We start from the raw sequence: 17,371 nt of genomic DNA on the forward strand, positions 1-17,371 counted from the left end.
GTCACTGCACCAACGGCGAGTCGGCGCCCTGCAGCGCGATGCCACGCACATCGGCCGCGCCAATCAGGGTTTGCAGGTATTGCACCAGTGCCTTCTGCCATACCCCTTGCTGCAACTGGGTGCGGATCGCCGTAGCCACCGCCTCGTATGGCAGCGCCTGGCCTTCGATGCGTTGATCGACGCAGATCACATGCCAGCCGTAGCGGCTTTCCAGGGGTTTGCCGGCCAGGCCCGGGGCCAGGGTGAACAACTGGCGCTCCAGCTCCGGCACGGTCTGGCCTTTGCTGACCTGCCCCAGGGAGCCGCCCTGGGCCTTGGAGGGGCACGCCGAATACTGCAGCGCCAGCTCGGCAAAGCTGCCGGGCGACTCTTCCAGGCTCTGCAACAGCACCTCGGCCTGGGCATGGGCCTGATGACGCGCCTCAGCATCATCCGGCGCGCACTCCAGCAGGATGTGGCGCACCGCCAGCAACGGCGCGCTGTGAAAGCGCCCGCGATTGCTCTCGAAGTAGCGCACACAAGTGGCCTCGTCGCAGTCCGGCACCTGGACTTCGCGCTCCAGCAACAGGCGGGTCGCCGCCTCCTCTTCGTTCTCGCCGGCGCCGACTTCCAGTTGCACACCCAACTCGCGAATCCGCTGCTGCAACAGCTCACGGATCACCAGCGCGCGGGCAGCGAGGAAGACCGCCTCCTCGCGGCTTTCAGCCGGGTGATATTGCAACTCCTGGGCCATGTTTTCCGGGGTGATCACCACCCCGTTGACGCTGACAATCGGCCATTCCTGCTCGCTACTGGCGATCAGTTGCGGCTCAACCGCCACCTCGACTTCGGGTACCACAACGTCCACAGCCTTGGCCGAAGAACTGCAACCGCCACCGCCCGCACCGCCGCCACCACATCCGCATCCTGTAGTCATGACGTTCTCCTCACTTCTGCCGCACGATTTGATAACGACGCCCCAGGTACCAGATCGGTGCGCTGACCATATGCACCAGACGGGTAAACGGGAACAGCACAAACAGGGTCAGACCCAGCGCCACGTGCAACTTGTAGATCAGGCTCACCGGGGCAATCGCGGCGGCCGCTTCCACAGGTCGCAGCAGCACGACGTTCTGCGCCCAGTCCGCGAGCATCACCATCACCGAGCCGTCCATATGCCCGGTGGAGGCGACGATGGTCAGCAAGCCCAGCACCAACTGCGCCAGCAACACCAGCAGGATCAAGATGTCCGACGGGCTCGACGTGGCCCGTACCCGTGGATCGGTGAGGCGGCGCTTGACCAGCATCAGCAGGCCCACCAGGCACAGCAGGCCGAAGAAACCACCGGAAACCATCGCCAGCAGTTGCTTGTGCTCAGTGCTGATCACATGGTGGTAGATCGACGCCGGGGTCAGCAGGCCGACAAAATGCCCGGCCAGCACGAACAGCACACCGATATGGAAGAAGTTGCTCGCCACGCGCATGCCACGGTTACTGAGCATCTGGCTGGAGCCGGCCTTCCAGGTGTACTGGGACAGGTCAAACCGCGCCCAACTGCCCAACAGGCAAATGGCCAGGGCGACATACGGATACACGCCAAATACCAACAAATTCCACTTAGACATTACCCACCTCCTTGGCTGGCACAGCGGCCAGCCCTTCGTGCTGAAAATCCACCCAGTGCAAGGGCACCGCACTTTCTTCGCGGGCCTTGCCCGGTGCGCTGGGCATCGAGCTGCAACGGTCCTGCTGCTCGGCCTGCATAAAGTCCACGGCCTCCTCTTCCCAGACCTTGTCCAGGGCTTCGAGGGAGTCGTCGCGGACTTCAGCGGCGACCTGGGCACGCAACTCGGCGATGGCCTGGTGCGGCTCGGCGCCGCTGATCTGCAACAGCGCACGGAAGCAACTGGCGTAAGCGCTTTCACGCTCGTCCAGGCGCGCTGCCAGCAGGGCCAGCAAGTGCGCCACATCCGCCAGGCCCTCGCGGGCCTCAATGTCTTCGCGGGTGGACAAGAACTCCAGGTACAGCGGGATGTAGTCCGGCAGCTCCTTGACGCCGATGGCAAACCCGGCTTCCTGGTACTGGGCCATCATGTCGACCATGGCCTGGCCACGGTCCCGCGACTCGCCATGCACGTGTTCGAACAACAGCAGCGACAGCGAGCGGCCACGGCCAAACAGCGCGCCGTAGTGCTCCTGGCCGTCCATCAGGTCATTGCTGCAGATCAGTTCGAGCAGCTCAAACAGCGCACCGCGCTGCTTGGGGCTGATTTCCCGCGATTCGATAATCGCTTTTTCCAGCTCATCATGGCCGTCGACCAGGATTTGGGTGGGATAGTCCAGCAGCAACGAGATCACTTTAAGAATGCGCATGGCTCAGTCCTCCCAGATCTGGACGGTTTTCAACACGTCGCGGCGGTTAGCCTTTTTGGCGCCGAACATATTGGTGTCGGAGCTGCCACTGCAGCCGCTGCCGAAGCTGAAACCACAGCCGGAACGCTCGGCAAACGCATCGCTCATCGCGTCTTCACGGTGGGCGCTGGGCACCACAAAACGGTCTTCGTAGTTGGCAATCGCCAGGTAGCGGTACATCTCTTCCACCTGGGCCACGCTCAGGTCCACGTCGGCCAGCACTTGCAGGTCTTCAACCCCATCCACTTGCTGCGAACGCTTGAAAGCGCGCATGGCCAGCAGGCGTTTCAGGGCACGTTTGACCGGTTTTTCGTCACCGGCGGTGAGCATATTGGCCAGGTAACGTAGGGGGATGCGCAGGCTGTCGACATCCGGGATCACCCCGTTCATGCCCACGGTGCCAGCGGCGGCCGCGTTCTGGATCGGCGAGAGTGGCGGCACGTACCAGACCATCGGCAAGGTGCGGTATTCCGGGTGCAGCGGCAGCGCGAGCTTCCAGTCCACGGCCATTTTGTACACCGGCGAACGCTGGGCCGAGTCGATCACCGACTGCGGTACACCATCGGCCAGGGCCTGGCGGATCACCGCCGGGTCATTCGGGTCGAGGAAGATTTCCAGCTGCTTCTCGTACAGGTCGTGCTCGTTGGCGGTGCTGGCCACTTCGCTGATGCGATCGGCGTCATACAGCAGCACGCCGAGGTAGCGGATACGCCCGACGCAGGTTTCTGCGCAAACGGTAGGCATGCCGGCTTCGATCCGTGGGTAGCAGAAGATGCACTTCTCGGACTTGCCGCTCTTCCAGTTGAAGTAGATTTTCTTGTACGGGCAGCCGCTGATGCACATGCGCCAGCCACGGCATTTTTCCTGGTCGATCAGCACGATGCCGTCTTCTTCACGCTTGTAGATCGCGCCGCTGGGGCACGACGCCGCGCACGCCGGGTTCAGGCAGTGCTCGCACAGGCGCGGCAGGTACATCATGAAGGTGTTTTCGTACTCGCCATAAATGTCGGCCTGGATCTGGTCGAAGTTCTTGTCCTTGCGGCGCTTGGCGAACTCGGTGCCGAGGATTTCCTCCCAGTTGGGGCCCCACTCGATTTTTTCCATGCGCTTGCCGGACACCACCGAGCGCGGCCGCGCGGTCGGTTGGTGCTCGCCCAAAGGCGCGGTGTGCAGGTGCTGGTAGTCGAAGTCGAACGGTTCGTAGTAGTCGTCCAGGCTCGGCAGGTCGGGGTTGGCGAAGATGTTCGCCAACACGCGGAACTTGCCGCCGATGCGCGGGTTGATCGAGCCGTTGGCGTTGCGGATCCAGCCGCCCTTCCACTTGTCCTGGTTTTCCCATTCTTTCGGGTAGCCGATCCCGGGCTTGGATTCGACGTTGTTGAACCAGGCGTATTCCATGCCTTCACGGCTGGTCCACACGTTTTTGCAGGTGATCGAGCAGGTGTGGCAGCCGATGCATTTGTCCAGGTTCAGGACCATGCCGATTTGTGAGCGGATCTTCATCTCAGTTCTCCTCGATATCGGTCGGCAATGGACGCGGCAGATCATCACCGCTGGAGCCATCGAGCCAATCGACCTTGACCATCTTGCGCACCACCACGAATTCATCGCGGTTGCAGCCGACCGTGCCGTAATAGTTGAAACCGTAGGCCTGCTGGGCATAGCCGCCGATCATATGGGTCGGCTTGAGCACCACGCGGGTGACCGAGTTGTGGTGGCCGCCGCGGGTCTTGGTGGTTTCCGAACCCGGTACGTTCACGATGCGTTCCTGGGCGTGGTACATCATCACCATGCCTTCCTTGACCCGCTGGCTGACCACCGCACGGGCGGTCAGCGCGCCGTTGACGTTGAAGCATTCGATCCAGTCGTTGTCCTCGATCCCGGCGCGCTTGGCGTCGATTTCCGAGAGCCACACAATCGGGCCGCCACGGCTTAAGGTGAGCATCAGCAGGTTGTCGCTGTAGGTGCTGTGAATCCCCCATTTCTGGTGCGGCGTGATCCAGTTCAGGACGATCTCGGTCTCGCCATTGCTGCGCTTGCCCTTCACGCCTTCGATGGTGCGGGTGTTGACCGGTGGCCGGTAGCTCATCAACTGCTCGCCGAACGCCTGCATCCACGGGTGATCCTGGTAGAACTGCTGGCGGCCGGTGATGGTGCGCCATGGGATGTTTTCATGGACGTTGGTGTAGCCGGCGTTGTAGCTCACGTGTTCGTCTTCGAGGCCCGACCAGGTGGGGCTGGAGATGATCTTGCGCGGCTGTGCCTGGATATCGCGGAAGCGGATTGCTTCGTGGGCCTTGGAAATCGCCAGGTGGCTGTGGTCGATACCGGTGAATTCCGACAGCGCCGCCCAGGCTTTCAAGGCGACCTTGCCGTTGGTTTCCGGAGCCAGGGACAGAATCACCTCGGCCGCATCAATCGCCGTGTCGATTTTTGGCCGGCCGTGGCTGATGCCCGCGTCGCCTTCGTGGTGGTTGAGTTCACCGAGGAACTGCACCTCTTCATCGGTGTTCCAGTTGATGCCCTTGCCGCCGTTGCCGAGTTTTTCCAGCATCGGGCCGAGGGACGAGAACTGCTTGTAGATGTTCGGGTAGTCCCGTTCCACCACCGCCATGTTCGGCGCATTCTTGCCCGGTACCGGCGCCACACCGGCGCTTTTCCAGTCAGTGCCGCCAAACGGCTGGGCCAGTTCACCCACGCTGTCATGCATCAACGGCACGGTGACCAGGTCTTGTTCCACACCCAGGTGGCCGACCGACATGGCCGAGAACGCCTTGGCGATGCCTTTGTAGATTTCCCAGTCCGAACGCGACTCCCACGCCGGATCAATCGCCGCCGACAGCGGGTGAATGAACGGGTGCATGTCCGAGGTGTTCATGTCGTCTTTTTCGTACCAGGTGGCGGTCGGCAAGACGATGTCGGAATACACGCAAGTCGAGGACATGCGGAAGTCCAGGGTGGTCACCAGGTCCAGCTTGCCGATGGCGCCGTCTTCGACCCATTCGGCCTCGGTTGGCTTGCATTCGGTGCTGTGGCCGATGTCTTCGTTCATCACCCCGTTCTTGGTGCCGAGCAGGTACTTGAGCATGTACTCGTGGCCCTTGCCCGACGAGCCGAGCAGGTTGGAGCGCCAGATAAACATGTTGCGCGGGAAGTTCACCGGGCTGTCCGGCTGCTCGCAGGCAAAGCGCAGGGTGCCGTCCTGCCAGGATTTGACCACGTAGTCTTTGGGGTCCATACCGGCAGCCGCCGCATCACGGCAGATATGCAGCGGGTTGGTATTGAGTTGTGGCGCGCTGGGCAACCAACCGGCGCGTTCGGCACGGATGTTGTAGTCCAGGGCGTGTTCCGGGAACTGCGACTTGTCGGCCAGCGGCGAGAGGATGTCGTGCATGCTCATCTTCTCGTGGCGCCATTGCGAGCTGTGGCCGTAGAAGAAGCTGGTGCCGTTCATCTGGCGTGGCGGACGGTTCCAGTCCAGGCCGAATGCCAGGGGCAGCCAGCCGCATTGCGGACGCAGTTTTTCCTGGCCCACGTAGTGCGCCCAACCGCCGCCGGTCTGGCCGACACAACCGCAGAGCATGAGCATATTGATCAGCCCGCGGTAGTTCATGTCCATGTGGTACCAGTGGTTCATCGCCGCGCCGACGATGATCATCGAGCGGCCACGGGTCTTGTCGGCGTTGTCGGCAAACTCACGGGCGATCTGGATGGCCTTCTCGCGGCTGACCCCGGTGATTGCCTCCTGCCAGGCTGGCGTGCCCGGTACGCTGGCGTCGTTGTAGTCCTTGGCCACGTTGTTGCCGCCCAGGCCACGGTCGATGGCCAGGTTGGCCGCCGACAGGTCGAACACCGTCGCCACTTTGGCCACCGTGCCATCGGCCAGGGTCACGCTGTGTACCGGTACCCGACGAAATTGCACGGCATCGCCAGCCACGTGCTGGAAGTAGTCGTGGGCTTCACCGGCAAAATACGGGAACGCCACTTCGGCGACGTCATCGCCGATCAGGCTCAGTTTCAGGTCGATCTCGCGACCTTCACCGCCTTCTTTGGCCAGAATGTTCCACTTGCCCTTCTCGCCCCAGCGATAGCCGATGGAACCTTGTGGCGAAACCAGCTCGCCGCTTTCGTCGAGGGCGATGGTTTTCCATTCCGGGTTGTTGTCCTGGCCCAGGTTGTCGACCAGGTCCGAGGCGCGCAGGAAGCGGTCCGGCTGGAAGCCTGCACCCGGCGCAAAACCGGTCATCGGCTTGAGCATTACCAGCACCGGCAAGTCGGTATAGCGCTTGGCGTATTCGGTGAAGTAGGCACTCGGTTTATCCAGGTGAAATTCCTTGAAGATCACATGGTTAAAGGCCTGGGCCAGTGCCGCGTCGGTGCCCTGCTTGGGGTTGAGCCACAGGTCGGTGAGCTTGGCCACTTCCGAATAGTCAGGCGTGATCGCCACGGTCTTGGTGCCCTTGTAGCGCACCTCGGTGAAGAAGTGCGCGTCCGGGGTACGGGTCTGCGGGACGTTGGAACCCCAGGCAATGATGTAGTTGGAGTTGTACCAGTCGGCCGATTCCGGCACGTCGGTCTGTTCGCCCCAGACCATCGGCGAGGCTGGCGGCAGGTCGCAGTACCAGTCATAGAAGCTCAGGCACACGCCGCCGATCAGCGACAGGTAACGCGAACCTGCGGCATAGCTGACCATGGACATGGCCGGGATCGGCGAGAAGCCGACGATACGGTCCGGGCCATATTGCTTGATGGTGTAGACGTTGGACGCGGCGATGATCTCGTTGACTTCATCCCAGTTGGAACGGATGAAGCCCCCCATGCCACGCTTGCTTTTATAGGAGTCGGCCTTGACCTTGTCCTCGACAATGCTCGCCCAGGCCTCGACCGGCGACAGGGTCAGGCGCGCCTCGCGCCACAGTTTGAGCAATGGTTTGCGGATCTTCGGGTATTTCAGGCGGTTGGCGCTGTAGATGTACCAGCTGTAGCTCGCACCACGGGGGCAGCCGCGCGGCTCGTGGTTGGGCAGGTCGTTACGGGTGCGCGGGTAGTCGGTCTGCTGGGTTTCCCAGGTGATCAGGCCGTTCTTCACGTAGATCTTCCACGAGCACGAGCCGGTGCAGTTCACCCCGTGGGTGGAGCGCACGATCTTGTCGTACTGCCAGCGCGAACGGTAGACGTTTTCCCAGTCGCGGGACTCCTTGCGGGTCTCGCCGTGACCTTCGGAGAACTCGTCTTGCTTGCGATTGAAGAACCGCAGTTGATCCAGTAAATGACTCATGGTGCTTTCCTCTCAGGCTTGCTGCGGGGTTCTGTGCCCCGCCCACGCAAGGTTTGAATTCGGGGTCGACTCAGCAGGGGGTCTCGGCGCCTTTGCGCGCATACCACCACCAGGTCACGACGATGCAGGTCAGGTAGAAGCCGACAAACATGTAGAACGCCATGGCCGGGCTGCCGGTGTAGGCCATGGACGAGCCAAAGGTCTTGGGGATGAAGAACGCACCGAAGGCGCCCATTGCCGAGCTGAAGCCCAGCACTGCTGCCGACTCCTTGCTGGCATCCTTGAGGGCTTGCTCACGCACGGCGGCAGGTTTGCCGGCGCTGGCCTTTTCATGCTGGGTGCGGAAGATCACCGGGATCATGCGGAAGGTGGAGCCATTGCCGATGCCGGTGGTGATGAACAGCAGCATGAACATGCCGAGGAAGCCGTAGAAGCTGCCGCCCTCGCCGTTCAGGGGCAAAAAGTGCAGGACGCCGAACACCATCACGATCATCAGCACGAAGTTCCACAAGGTCACCCGCGCACCGCCCAGTTTGTCGGCCAGCCAGCCACCCAATGGGCGTACCAGGGCACCTACCAGCGGGCCGAGGAAGGCGAATTTCAAGGCGTTGACGTCTGGAAACGAGGTCTTGATCAGCATCGGGAAGGCGGCCGAGAAGCCAATGAACGAGCCGAAGGTGGCCAGGTACAACCAGCACATCAGCCAGTTGTGCTTGCGCTTGAAGATCACCGCCTGCTCGCTGAACGAAGCGCGGGCGCTGGACAGGTCATTCATGCCGAACCAGGCAAACAGGGTCACGGTGATGATGAACGGTACCCAGATAAACCCGGCGTTCTGCAGCCACAACTGGCTGCCGTCTTCCAGGGTCTGGGGCTGGCCGCCAATCAGGCCGAACACACCGAAGGTAATCACCAGCGGCACGCAGAACTGCATCACCGACACCCCCAGGTTACCCAGGCCGGCGTTCAGGCCCAGGGCCGTGCCTTGCTGGGACTTGGGATAGAAGAAGCTGATGTTGGACATGCTCGAGGCGAAGTTGCCGCCGCCGAAGCCGCACAGCAGCGCGATCAATACAAACACGCTGTAGGAGGTGCTCGGGTCTTGTACCGCGAAGCCCATCCACAGTGATGGAATCAGCAGCGACGCAGTGCTCAGGGCCGTCCAGCGGCGGCCACCGAAGATCGGCACCATGAACGAATAGAACACGCGCAAGGTGGCGCCAGACAGGCCGGGCAATGCCGCCAGCCAGAACAGCTGGTCAGTGGTGAAGCTGAAGCCGATGGCGTTCAGGCGCACGATCACCGTGCTCCACACCATCCACACGGCGAAGGCCAACAGCAGCGCCGGGATCGAGATCCACAGGTTGCGGGTCGCGGTCTGCTTGCCGCTGGCGCCCCAGAACGCCGGGTCTTCAGGGCGCCAGTCGTGGATCACCGGGCCCGAGTTGGGCTTTTGCGCGATAGTCATGCGGATTCTCCTTGGAGAGGCTGGGCCGCCGCTTTACCAAGCAGCGGTTGCTTGCGGATTTCGCTGAAGTACATCCAGGTCAGGGATACCCAGACCACGCCGTACATCAACATGAAGCAGGAGGAGCGCACGCCGGTGAGGTCCACCAGGGCGCCGAACATGATCGGCAGGACAAAGCCGCCAAGGCCGCCCGCCAGGCCGACGATGCCGGACACAGCGCCCATGTTTTGCGGGTAGTCATTGGCGATGTACTTGAACACCGAGGCCTTGCCGAAGGCGAAGGCGATGCCCATCACAAACAGCAGCACGGTGAACAGGGTGGCGTTGAGGCCGATATGGAAGTCCAGCGGGCCATTGACGGTTTGCACCTGCAACTGGGTCTGCGGGTAGCTGAGCAGGAACAGGCAGATCCAGCTGACCCACAACACCCACCAGGTCACGCTCTGTGCGCCCCAGCGGTCGGACATCCAGCCACCCACAGCGCGCAGCACGCCACCGGGCAGGGAAAAGCACGCGGCCAACAGCGCGGCGCTTTGCAGGCTGAAGCCGTATTCCTGCACGTAGTACTTGGTCGCCCACAGCGCCAGGGCCACGTAGCCGCCGAACACAATCGAGTAGTACTGGCAGTAGCGCCATACGGCCGGGTCCTTGAGGCACAGCAGTTGCTCGCGCAAGGTCGCGCCACCGGCACTGCGGTGGGCCTTGTTCTCGCTGGTGAGGAACCAGAACAGCAGCGCGGTGATAAACAGGATCGCGCTGAACACTTTCGGCACCAGGTGCCAGGTCCCCAGGGCAATCAGGGCCGGCGCCAGAAACTTGGTGACTGCAGCGCCCGCGTTGCCGGCGCCGAACACGCCCATGGCAAAGCCCTGGTTGTCTTTGTCGAACCACTTGGCGACGTAGGCGATACCCACCGAGAACGAGCCGCCGGCCAGGCCGACAAACAGCCCCAGCACAAGGAATTGCCAGAAAGCGGTGGCGTAGGTGATCAAGTACAGCGGCAGCACGCAGGTGAGCATCAAGACAAAGAACACGATGCGCCCGCCGAAGCGGTCAGTCAGCAGGCCCAGGGGCAGGCGCACCAGGGAGCCGGTCAGTACCGGGGTGGCGGCCAGCAGGCCGAACTGGGTTTCGTTGAGTTGCAGCAGCTCTTTGATCGGCACGCCGAGGACGGCGAACATCATCCAGACCATAAAGCACACGGTGAAGGCCAGTGTACTCATGCCCAGCACCAGGCCCTGTCTTACACGGGGTTGAGTCACGGTTTGCGCTCCCAGAAGTGATTCCATGAGCGCAGGTTAGGGGCGAGGTCCTCCAGGAACTTGACCCAGATCAACGTCCGCCTGGGGGGTATTGGCCTATGCTTACCCCGTCTACCTCTAAGGAGGTAGGCCCAATAACAAGAGAAAGTCTTTATTTATCAATGGATTGATCTCTTGTGCCGGCTTTTTCCCGTGGGAGGGTCCGCCGGCAACTCTTTAGAGGTAGTGCGCCAGGGAATGCACAATTCAATGCTGTTTCCCGTGCCAGGTGCCGTCATGCTGCTGTTCTTACCCCTTCGATTACGCCGTGATGTTTAACTGGCTGCGCAGCTCCCTGCCCGCACGCGCCGGTGTCGCGGTCATCCTGATTGCAATCCTGGCCCTGGCCAGTTCCCTAAGCGCCGGGCTGATCGCCTGGTTCAGCCAGGGCGATGGCGCGGCCATCAACACCGCAGGCTCGGTGCGCATGGAGACCTACCACCTGAGCTGGAAGCTCGCCGACCATGCCCCCGCCGACGAGATCCAGGCCATCACTCAAAGCCTGCAACGGCGCCTCGACAGCCAGTCGTTGAAAGCAGTACTGGAAGACGGCCCCCACAGCGCCTTGCAACAGAGCTACCGGCAGATCCAGCAACACTGGAACCAGGAGCTGCGCCCGGCCATCGAGCGCGACGACGGCGCCCTCTTCCGCGAACGCGCGCCGGCTTTTGTCGAGCAACTGAACCAGTTCGTCAGCCTGTTGCAGCAACAGAGCGAGCACAAACAAGGCTGGCAACAGTTGATCCAGGGCCTGGCGCTGTTCAGCACGCTGATCATCCTGCTGCTTGGGCTGTATGAATTGCAGTACGGCGTGGTCACCCCCTTGAAGGAACTGGTGGACGCCACCCGGCGCTTTCGTGAGGGGGATTACCAGACCCGGGTCAATCACCGCTCCCAGGATGAGCTGGGGCAGTTGGCCCTGAGCTTCAACACCCTGGCCGAAACCATCGAGCAGTCCCACCGCACCCTGGAAAGCCAGGTGCAGCAAAAAACCCTCAATTTGCAGCAGGCCAACGCTGCCCTGGAATTGCTCTACGAGAGCAGTCGCAGCCTGGCCACGCGCCTGGCCAACGCCGAAGGGCTCGACGAGTTGATCCGGCGCTTCCAGAAACGCCTGCCGGGCCTGCGCCTGTCGCTGTGCCTGCAAGGGCACTTCCTCGCCCCGGCGCAACAGATGCTCGCGCTGCACGGCGGCAACAGCCGCAACGTCTGCGCCATTGGCGATTGCGCCACCTGCGAGCGCCATCACGTGGCCCCGCCCCAGGTGTTCAGCATCAGCAACCAGGGCGCGGAACTGGGCGAACTCAAGGCACACTTTGTTGACGGCCATGCGCCCCAGGCCTGGGAGCAACAACTGATCCAGGCCCTGGCCAACCTGATCGGCACCTCGCTGTCCCTTAAACGCCAGCGCGAACAGGACCACCGCCTGCTGCTGCTCGACGAACGCACCATCATCGCCCGCGAACTACATGATTCCCTGGCCCAGGCCCTGTCCTATATGAAGCTGCAAGTCAGCCGCATGCAGACCCTGCTGCGCCGCGACGAACCCAAGGCCACCCTGGAAACCGTCACCGGCGAACTGCGCGAAGGCCTGAACAATGCCTATCGGCAACTGCGGGAGTTGCTCACCACCTTCCGCCTGCAAATTCACGATGCCGGGCTGGTCCAGGAGCTAAAAGACACCGCCGAGGAATTCTCCCGGCGTGGCGAGTTCCAGGTACACCTGCACGTGGATGCCCTGGCCTTCCAGCTGTCGGCCAGTGAACAGATCCACCTGTTGCAGGTGACCCGCGAAGCCCTGTCCAACTGCCTGCGCCATGCCCATGCCGAGAATGCCTGGCTGCAACTGCGCCAGCATGGCGAAACCGTCAGCCTGAGCATTGAAGACGATGGCCGCGGCTTCAGCGAGCCGGTGGACCAACGTGAACACCACGGCCTGACCATCATGGACGAACGCGCCCGCAGCCTGCACGGCCAGCTGGACATTTCCTCCCGCGAGCCCCAGGGCACCCGGGTGCACTTGCTGTTTCGCCCGGAATTTCTCGGGCCCTCCCTACAAGAAGGTAGCTTGTCATGAACACGGCGCTCATCAACCCATCAGTCCGCCACCGCATCCTGCTCGTCGACGACCATCCGATGATGCGCCACGGCATGCGCCAGATGCTCGAACTGGAAGATGACCTGCACGTGGTGGGCGAAGCCGGCAATGGCGAAGAAGCCCTGGGCCTGATCGAATCGCTGCAACCGGACCTGGTGCTGCTGGACAACAACATGCCGCAGATGAACGGCCTGGAAACCCTGCGCCGCCTGCGGGCCATGGCCTATGGCGGCAAGGTCTTGCTGTTTACCGTGTCCGATGCCGAAGACGACATCCGCGACGCCCTGCGCCTGGATGCCAATGGGTATCTGCTCAAAGACATGGAGCCGGAGTTGCTGATCCAGTACATCCGCGATGCCCTGCACGGCGCCCTGGTGATCAGCCCCGGCCTGACTCGGGTGCTGGCCCAGGCCCTGCGCTCGCCCCAGCCCCATGCGGCGGTGGAACTGACCGAGCGCGAGCGGCAGGTGTTGAAGACCATTGCCGGGGGGTATAGCAATAAGGTGATCGGGCACAAACTGGGGATTACCGAGGGCACGGTGAAGGTGCATGTGAAGAACTTGCTGCACAAGCTGGGGTTGCGCTCGCGGGTGGAAGCGGCGGTGTGGGCGATGGAGCATTTGCGTCAGGCTGGGTAGGGACTGATGTACCGCCATCGCAACAACGGATCTGTACCCCAACCCAAACATGGCCATCGCCAGCCACCCAACGGCGACAGTCAGTTACGTCACCGCACTTTCACCGTCAACGCCCCCACACTCGCCAGGACAATCACCGTCCCCACAATCACCATCACCGAAGGCCGCTGCGCCAATATCACCCACGCCATCAGCATCGCCACCGGCGGTATGAGATAAAGCGCAATCGCTGCCCGACTGACCTGGCTATGCGTCAGCACATAAGCCCAGGCCAGGTACGCCAGCGCACTGGGAAAGATGCCCAGCACCAGCACTGCCAGGTTCACCGACACCGAAGCCTGGGCCAACTCCGCCGGCAGCCCTGGCAGATACACCAGCAGCAACGCCGTACCTGACCAGAGGGTGAAACACACCAGGGTCAGCCCGTCGTAATGCTGGGAATAACGCTTTTGCAGAGCGAAATACAGGCTCCAGGACGCCGCCGCCAGCAGGATCAACAACCCATGCCCATCCAGCTCGCCCAAGCCGCGATCCCCTACCGCCACGACTCCGGCGCCGAGCAGGCCGCCGAGCACGCAGCCCCACTGCCAGGCCCCGAGCCGCTCCCTGAACAGCGTGCTGGCAAGTAACGCGCTGAACAAGGGCGTGGATTGCGCCAGGACGCTGGCAGCGCCGGCACTCACACCGCGCTGGCCGTAATTGAGGGCGATGTGGTGCAGTGTCACGGCAAACAATCCCAGCACCGCAAACAAAGGCAAATCCCGCAGTCGGGGCCGGGAAATCCCCTTGATCCAGGCCACACCGGCCATGAACCCGGAGGCGATCAAAAAACGCAACAACGCCAGGTTATCGGGCGCATAAGCCTGCAACGCGATATGGATGCCGATCGGCGAATACGCCCAGCAGAGAATGACGAAGAGTGTTGCCAGGATAATTTTTGCACGGGGCATGAGCGTTCTCAGGGACGTGGCAGCACACAGGCACTGCCTGGCAAAAGTATGAGAAACCCCAGCCCCGGAAAAAAGTGACTTAAACTGAGCCCACTCTTCACTCCAGGTGAACCATGGAACTGTCCCAACTGCGCATGTTCAAGGCGGTCTACGAACTGGGCAGCATCGCCCGTGCGGCGCAGCAGCTGCATTGCGTGCCGTCCAATATCACCGCAAGGCTCAAGTCCCTCGAGCAGGAACTCGGCGTCGCGCTGTTTGTGCGCGAGGGCCGGGGTCTGCGGGTCAGCCCCGCCGGCGAAGTGTTTATCGAATATGCGACGAAAATCCTCGACCTGACCGAAGCCTCCCGGCGTGCCGTGGCCCCCGGTGGCGCGCCCCATGGGCGACTGCGCATCGGTGCTATCGAGTCCAGTGCAACCGGGCGCTTGCCACAGCTGCTGGCGCGTTATCACGCGTTGTACCCCCAAGTGTCGCTGGAGTTGAGCACCGGCACCTGGTCGCAGTTGCTCGATGATATCCAGCACCATCGGCTGGACGCGGCGATTGTCGCCGTGGATGTGCAACGCCCGGGACTGGAAAGCGCGGCGCTGTACAGCGAAGACCTGGTACTGATTGCCCCCACGTCGCTGGGCCCGGTGCGCAGCGTCGCGGACCTGCAGGGCCTGACCCTGTTTATGTGGCCCTCAGGTTGCCCCTATCGCCTGGCGCTGGAGCAGTGGTTGTCTCGCCACGACCAGGTCTGCCCCATCGTCAGCATCGCCAGCTACGGCACGATTGTCGGTTGTGTCAGTGCTGGCAGCGGCGCCGCGCTGGTGCCTCGGGGGATCTACGAGCAATACCGCCAGGGTGCCAACTGGCAAGGCCATGAGTTCGCGGAACTGACGCACATCGACAACCGGTTTTACTGGCACGCCCATGCAGGTTGTCACCCGGCCCGGGATGCATTTTCGGCACTGCTGCGCGAACACTCCCTCTACGGGGCTACCTCCAACGAGGCATAGGCCCCGCCGGCCGCACGCCCTACCATGGGCGGGAGCGGAGGTACGCCATGTTGACCCACCCATCCATCGTCTTAACCCTGCGCCGGCATCATCTGTTCAGTCCGTTGCCGGAGAAGATCTTCCAGGACGTCTGCACCCTGGCCAACCTTAAGCGTCTGCCCGGGCATGTGACCCTGATGCACCAGGGCGACCCTGCCGATCGGTTTTTCCTGCTGGTCAGCGGCCAGGTCAAGTTGCACCGGGTCACCGGCGAAGGCCAGGAGCACTTGGTGGAGGTTATCCGCCCCGGCCAGACCTTTGCCGAAGCCCTGTTGTTCAGCCACGCCAAGGCGTATCCGGTAAGTGCCACGGCGCTCAAGGACAGCGTGCTGGTGAGCATCGAGGGCCATCATTACCGCAAGGCCCTGGAGGACCAGCCGCAGATCTGCCTGGCGATCCTCGGCACGATGAGCATCCACCTGCATCAACGCCTGAAGGACATCGACACCCTGAGCCTGGCCAACGCCAGTCGCCGGGTCATCAACTTCCTGATCCAGGAGCGCGATCTGGCCAGTGGCGAGGTAGTGCTGCAAGTGCCCAAGCGCCTGGTGGCCTCCAAACTGGGAATTCAGCCAGAAACGTTTTCGCGGATTCTGCATCGGCTGGTGGACGCCGGGCTGATTGAAGTGCAACGGCGCACCATCCGCATTATGTGCGAGGAGCAATTGATGACCTATCAGGCCGGCTGACTTAGAATCGACGGCATTCTTCGCCCGCCTTCCTGACACGAGCGCCCCCATGAGCTTTGATTTCGACACGATCCACCCTCGCCTCGGCACCGGCAGTACCAAGTGGAGCCGTTACCCAGAAGATGTCTTGCCGATGTGGATTGCCGACATGGATATCGCCGCGCCACCGGCGATCCTCAAGGCCCTGCACGCACGCCTGGACCAGCAGATGCTCGGCTACAGCGTCGCCCGGCCAGAAGTGCGCGAAGCGATCATCCGCGACCTGTGGGACAAGTACGCCTGGCGCGTGCAGCCCGATGAACTGTTGTTCCTGCCGGGCGTCGAGCCCGGTTTCAACATGGCTCTGCACGCCTTTGTCCAGCCAGGCCAGTCGGTGGTGTTGCAAACCCCCAACTATGCGCCGCTGCGCCATGCCGCGGGCAACTGGAACCTGCCCAAGATCGAAGTGCCCTTCGAACTGAACGACCAGGGCGAATACCTCACCCCCCTGCCCGCCTTGCGCCAGGCCTTGAAAGGCGCCGGTGCGTTGCTGTTGAGCAACCCCCACAACCCACTGGGCAAGGTGTTCCCCCGCGAAGAGCTGCTGGCCGTGGCCAACGCCTGCCTGGATCAGGGCACGCTGATTATCTCTGACGAAATCCATGCCGAGCTGTGCTTTGACGGGCGCCGGCATATCCCCACCGCGTCGCTGAGCGCAGAAATCGCCCGCCGCACCATTACCCTGATGTCAGCCAGCAAGGCCTACAACGTCGCCGGCCTGAAGACCTGCTTTGCCATTGTCCAGGACCCGCTCATTCGCGAACGCTTCAACAAGGCGCGCTGCGGCATGGTCGACAGCGTCAGCCCCCTGGGCCTGGAAGCCACCTGGGCGGCCTATAGCCAATGTGATGAATGGTTGAAAGCGTTGGTAGCGTACCTGCAAGACAACCGCGACTACCTGCTGGATGCCGTACAAAAACGCCTGCCCGGCGTGGTCATGCATGCCCCGCAAGGCACCTACCTGGCCTGGCTGGATTGCAGCGCCCTGGGCCTGGACGACCCACAGCGGTTCTTCCTGGAACAGGCCAAGGTGGGTTTGAGTGCAGGTGTGGAATTTGGCGATGACAGCCAGCAGTTCGTGCGCTTGAACTTCGGCTGCCCGCGGGCGTTGCTCGAAGAAGGTATTTCACGCCTGGAACGTGCGCTGAAAACCTTGTAGGCGCCGGCTTGCCGACGCCTGCAAGGGCTGGACTCAGAGCTTGGCGATGGACACTTCGGTGGATTTGACGAAGGCAATCACTTCGCTGCCCACCTTCAATTCCAGGTCGCGCACCGAGCGGGTGGTGATCACCGAAGTGACGATTCCGGACGCCGTCTGCACGTCGATTTCGGACACCACTTCGCCGAGCAGGATTTCCTTGATCACGCCCTTGAACTGGTTGCGCACGTTGATCGCTTTGATGGTCATGTGGGTTTTCCTTTCACTGTTGGGTCAATCCGCACGAATGCGCAGGCCTTCAAAATGCGCCATCCACACCA

General features: G+C 62.3%; 14 protein-coding genes. 5 read left to right on the forward strand and 9 right to left on the reverse strand.

Translation table 11 applies throughout. The features are described from left to right. Position 1 precedes the first annotated feature (1 nt). The 7 genes from PSFL_RS09790 to PSFL_RS09820 form a co-directional block, all read right to left on the reverse strand. Positions 2-916 (reverse strand): peptidylprolyl isomerase, encoded by a 915-nt coding sequence (locus PSFL_RS09790; protein WP_057436839.1) that lies wholly within the window; start codon positions 914-916, stop codon positions 2-4. Between the two features lie 10 nt (positions 917-926). After that, on the reverse strand, positions 927-1,604 hold the full coding sequence (narI, locus tag PSFL_RS09795) for a respiratory nitrate reductase subunit gamma (protein ID WP_057436841.1): 678 nt from the start codon (positions 1,602-1,604) through the stop codon (positions 927-929). Beyond that, a complete protein-coding gene (gene narJ / locus PSFL_RS09800; protein ID WP_057436843.1) occupies positions 1,597-2,352 on the reverse strand; it encodes a nitrate reductase molybdenum cofactor assembly chaperone in 756 nt (251 codons plus the stop codon). Before narJ ends, narI begins: the two co-directional genes overlap by 8 nt. A 3-nt stretch (positions 2,353-2,355) precedes the next feature. Continuing rightward, positions 2,356-3,894, reverse strand: coding sequence for a nitrate reductase subunit beta (narH, locus tag PSFL_RS09805; RefSeq protein ID WP_029291316.1), 1,539 nt, complete (start codon positions 3,892-3,894; stop codon positions 2,356-2,358). A 1-nt stretch (position 3,895) separates the two neighbouring features. Beyond that, positions 3,896-7,669, reverse strand: a complete 3,774-nt coding sequence (locus PSFL_RS09810) for a nitrate reductase subunit alpha (RefSeq protein ID WP_057959378.1) — start codon at positions 7,667-7,669, stop codon at positions 3,896-3,898. Between the two features lie 70 nt (positions 7,670-7,739). After that, a complete protein-coding gene (locus tag PSFL_RS09815) occupies positions 7,740-9,137 on the reverse strand; it encodes a NarK family nitrate/nitrite MFS transporter (RefSeq protein ID WP_057959377.1) in 1,398 nt (465 codons plus the stop codon). Continuing rightward, a complete protein-coding gene (locus PSFL_RS09820; RefSeq protein WP_081044233.1) occupies positions 9,134-10,399 on the reverse strand; it encodes a nitrate/nitrite transporter in 1,266 nt (421 codons plus the stop codon). The genes PSFL_RS09815 and PSFL_RS09820 overlap by 4 nt, the downstream gene beginning before the upstream one ends. 310 nt (positions 10,400-10,709) lie before the next feature. Here PSFL_RS09820 and PSFL_RS09825 point away from each other — a divergent pair, with 310 nt between their 5' ends. Then, positions 10,710-12,515: an ATP-binding protein gene (locus tag PSFL_RS09825; RefSeq protein ID WP_057436849.1), complete on the forward strand. Its 1,806-nt coding sequence runs from the start codon at positions 10,710-10,712 to the stop codon at positions 12,513-12,515. 11 nt (positions 12,516-12,526) lie between these two features. Beyond that, a complete protein-coding gene (gene narL / locus PSFL_RS09830) occupies positions 12,527-13,174 on the forward strand; it encodes a two-component system response regulator NarL (protein ID WP_081044232.1) in 648 nt (215 codons plus the stop codon). Between the two features lie 89 nt (positions 13,175-13,263). On the opposite strand, the gene PSFL_RS09835 is transcribed toward narL, so the two are convergent. Beyond that, positions 13,264-14,124, reverse strand: coding sequence for a DMT family transporter (locus PSFL_RS09835; protein ID WP_057445050.1), 861 nt, complete (start codon positions 14,122-14,124; stop codon positions 13,264-13,266). 113 nt (positions 14,125-14,237) lie between these two features. Between PSFL_RS09835 and PSFL_RS09840 the strand changes: the two genes are divergently transcribed. From PSFL_RS09840 to PSFL_RS09850, 3 genes are read left to right on the forward strand one after another with little or no spacing between them, the layout of a single operon-like run. Further along, positions 14,238-15,125, forward strand: coding sequence for a LysR family transcriptional regulator (locus PSFL_RS09840; protein WP_397469952.1), 888 nt, complete (start codon positions 14,238-14,240; stop codon positions 15,123-15,125). A 47-nt stretch (positions 15,126-15,172) separates the two neighbouring features. Next, a complete protein-coding gene (locus PSFL_RS09845) occupies positions 15,173-15,853 on the forward strand; it encodes a Crp/Fnr family transcriptional regulator (protein WP_115128334.1) in 681 nt (226 codons plus the stop codon). 49 nt (positions 15,854-15,902) lie between these two features. Beyond that, complete coding sequence (locus PSFL_RS09850; protein WP_115128335.1) at positions 15,903-17,051, forward strand: MalY/PatB family protein; 1,149 nt, start codon at positions 15,903-15,905, stop codon at positions 17,049-17,051. A 33-nt stretch (positions 17,052-17,084) separates the two neighbouring features. On the opposite strand, the gene PSFL_RS09855 is transcribed toward PSFL_RS09850, so the two are convergent. Beyond that, positions 17,085-17,300 (reverse strand): molybdopterin-binding protein, encoded by a 216-nt coding sequence (locus PSFL_RS09855; RefSeq protein WP_003173733.1) that lies wholly within the window; start codon positions 17,298-17,300, stop codon positions 17,085-17,087. Positions 17,301-17,371 lie beyond the last annotated feature (71 nt).

Source organism: Pseudomonas sp. DD1 (genome assembly GCF_044510355.1).
In the GTDB taxonomy this organism is placed as follows: Bacteria; Pseudomonadota; Gammaproteobacteria; order Pseudomonadales; family Pseudomonadaceae; genus Aquipseudomonas; species Aquipseudomonas shahriarae.

What these genes read in the sequence shown, in the direction of transcription:
- PSFL_RS09790 (WP_057436839.1), bottom strand. Translation starts at nt 916, where the DNA reads ATGACTACAGGATGCGGATGTGGTGGCGGCGGTGCGGGCGGTGGCGGT.
- narI (WP_057436841.1), bottom strand. Translation starts at nt 1,604, where the DNA reads ATGTCTAAGTGGAATTTGTTGGTATTTGGCGTGTATCCGTATGTCGCC.
- narJ (WP_057436843.1), bottom strand. Translation starts at nt 2,352, where the DNA reads ATGCGCATTCTTAAAGTGATCTCGTTGCTGCTGGACTATCCCACCCAA.
- narH (WP_029291316.1), bottom strand. Translation starts at nt 3,894, where the DNA reads ATGAAGATCCGCTCACAAATCGGCATGGTCCTGAACCTGGACAAATGC.
- PSFL_RS09810 (WP_057959378.1), bottom strand. Translation starts at nt 7,669, where the DNA reads ATGAGTCATTTACTGGATCAACTGCGGTTCTTCAATCGCAAGCAAGAC.
- PSFL_RS09815 (WP_057959377.1), bottom strand. Translation starts at nt 9,137, where the DNA reads ATGACTATCGCGCAAAAGCCCAACTCGGGCCCGGTGATCCACGACTGG.
- PSFL_RS09825 (WP_057436849.1), top strand. Translation starts at nt 10,710, where the DNA reads ATGTTTAACTGGCTGCGCAGCTCCCTGCCCGCACGCGCCGGTGTCGCG.
- PSFL_RS09835 (WP_057445050.1), bottom strand. Translation starts at nt 14,124, where the DNA reads ATGCCCCGTGCAAAAATTATCCTGGCAACACTCTTCGTCATTCTCTGC.
- PSFL_RS09840 (WP_397469952.1), top strand. Translation starts at nt 14,238, where the DNA reads ATGGAACTGTCCCAACTGCGCATGTTCAAGGCGGTCTACGAACTGGGC.
- PSFL_RS09845 (WP_115128334.1), top strand. Translation starts at nt 15,173, where the DNA reads ATGTTGACCCACCCATCCATCGTCTTAACCCTGCGCCGGCATCATCTG.
- PSFL_RS09850 (WP_115128335.1), top strand. Translation starts at nt 15,903, where the DNA reads ATGAGCTTTGATTTCGACACGATCCACCCTCGCCTCGGCACCGGCAGT.
- PSFL_RS09855 (WP_003173733.1), bottom strand. Translation starts at nt 17,300, where the DNA reads ATGACCATCAAAGCGATCAACGTGCGCAACCAGTTCAAGGGCGTGATC.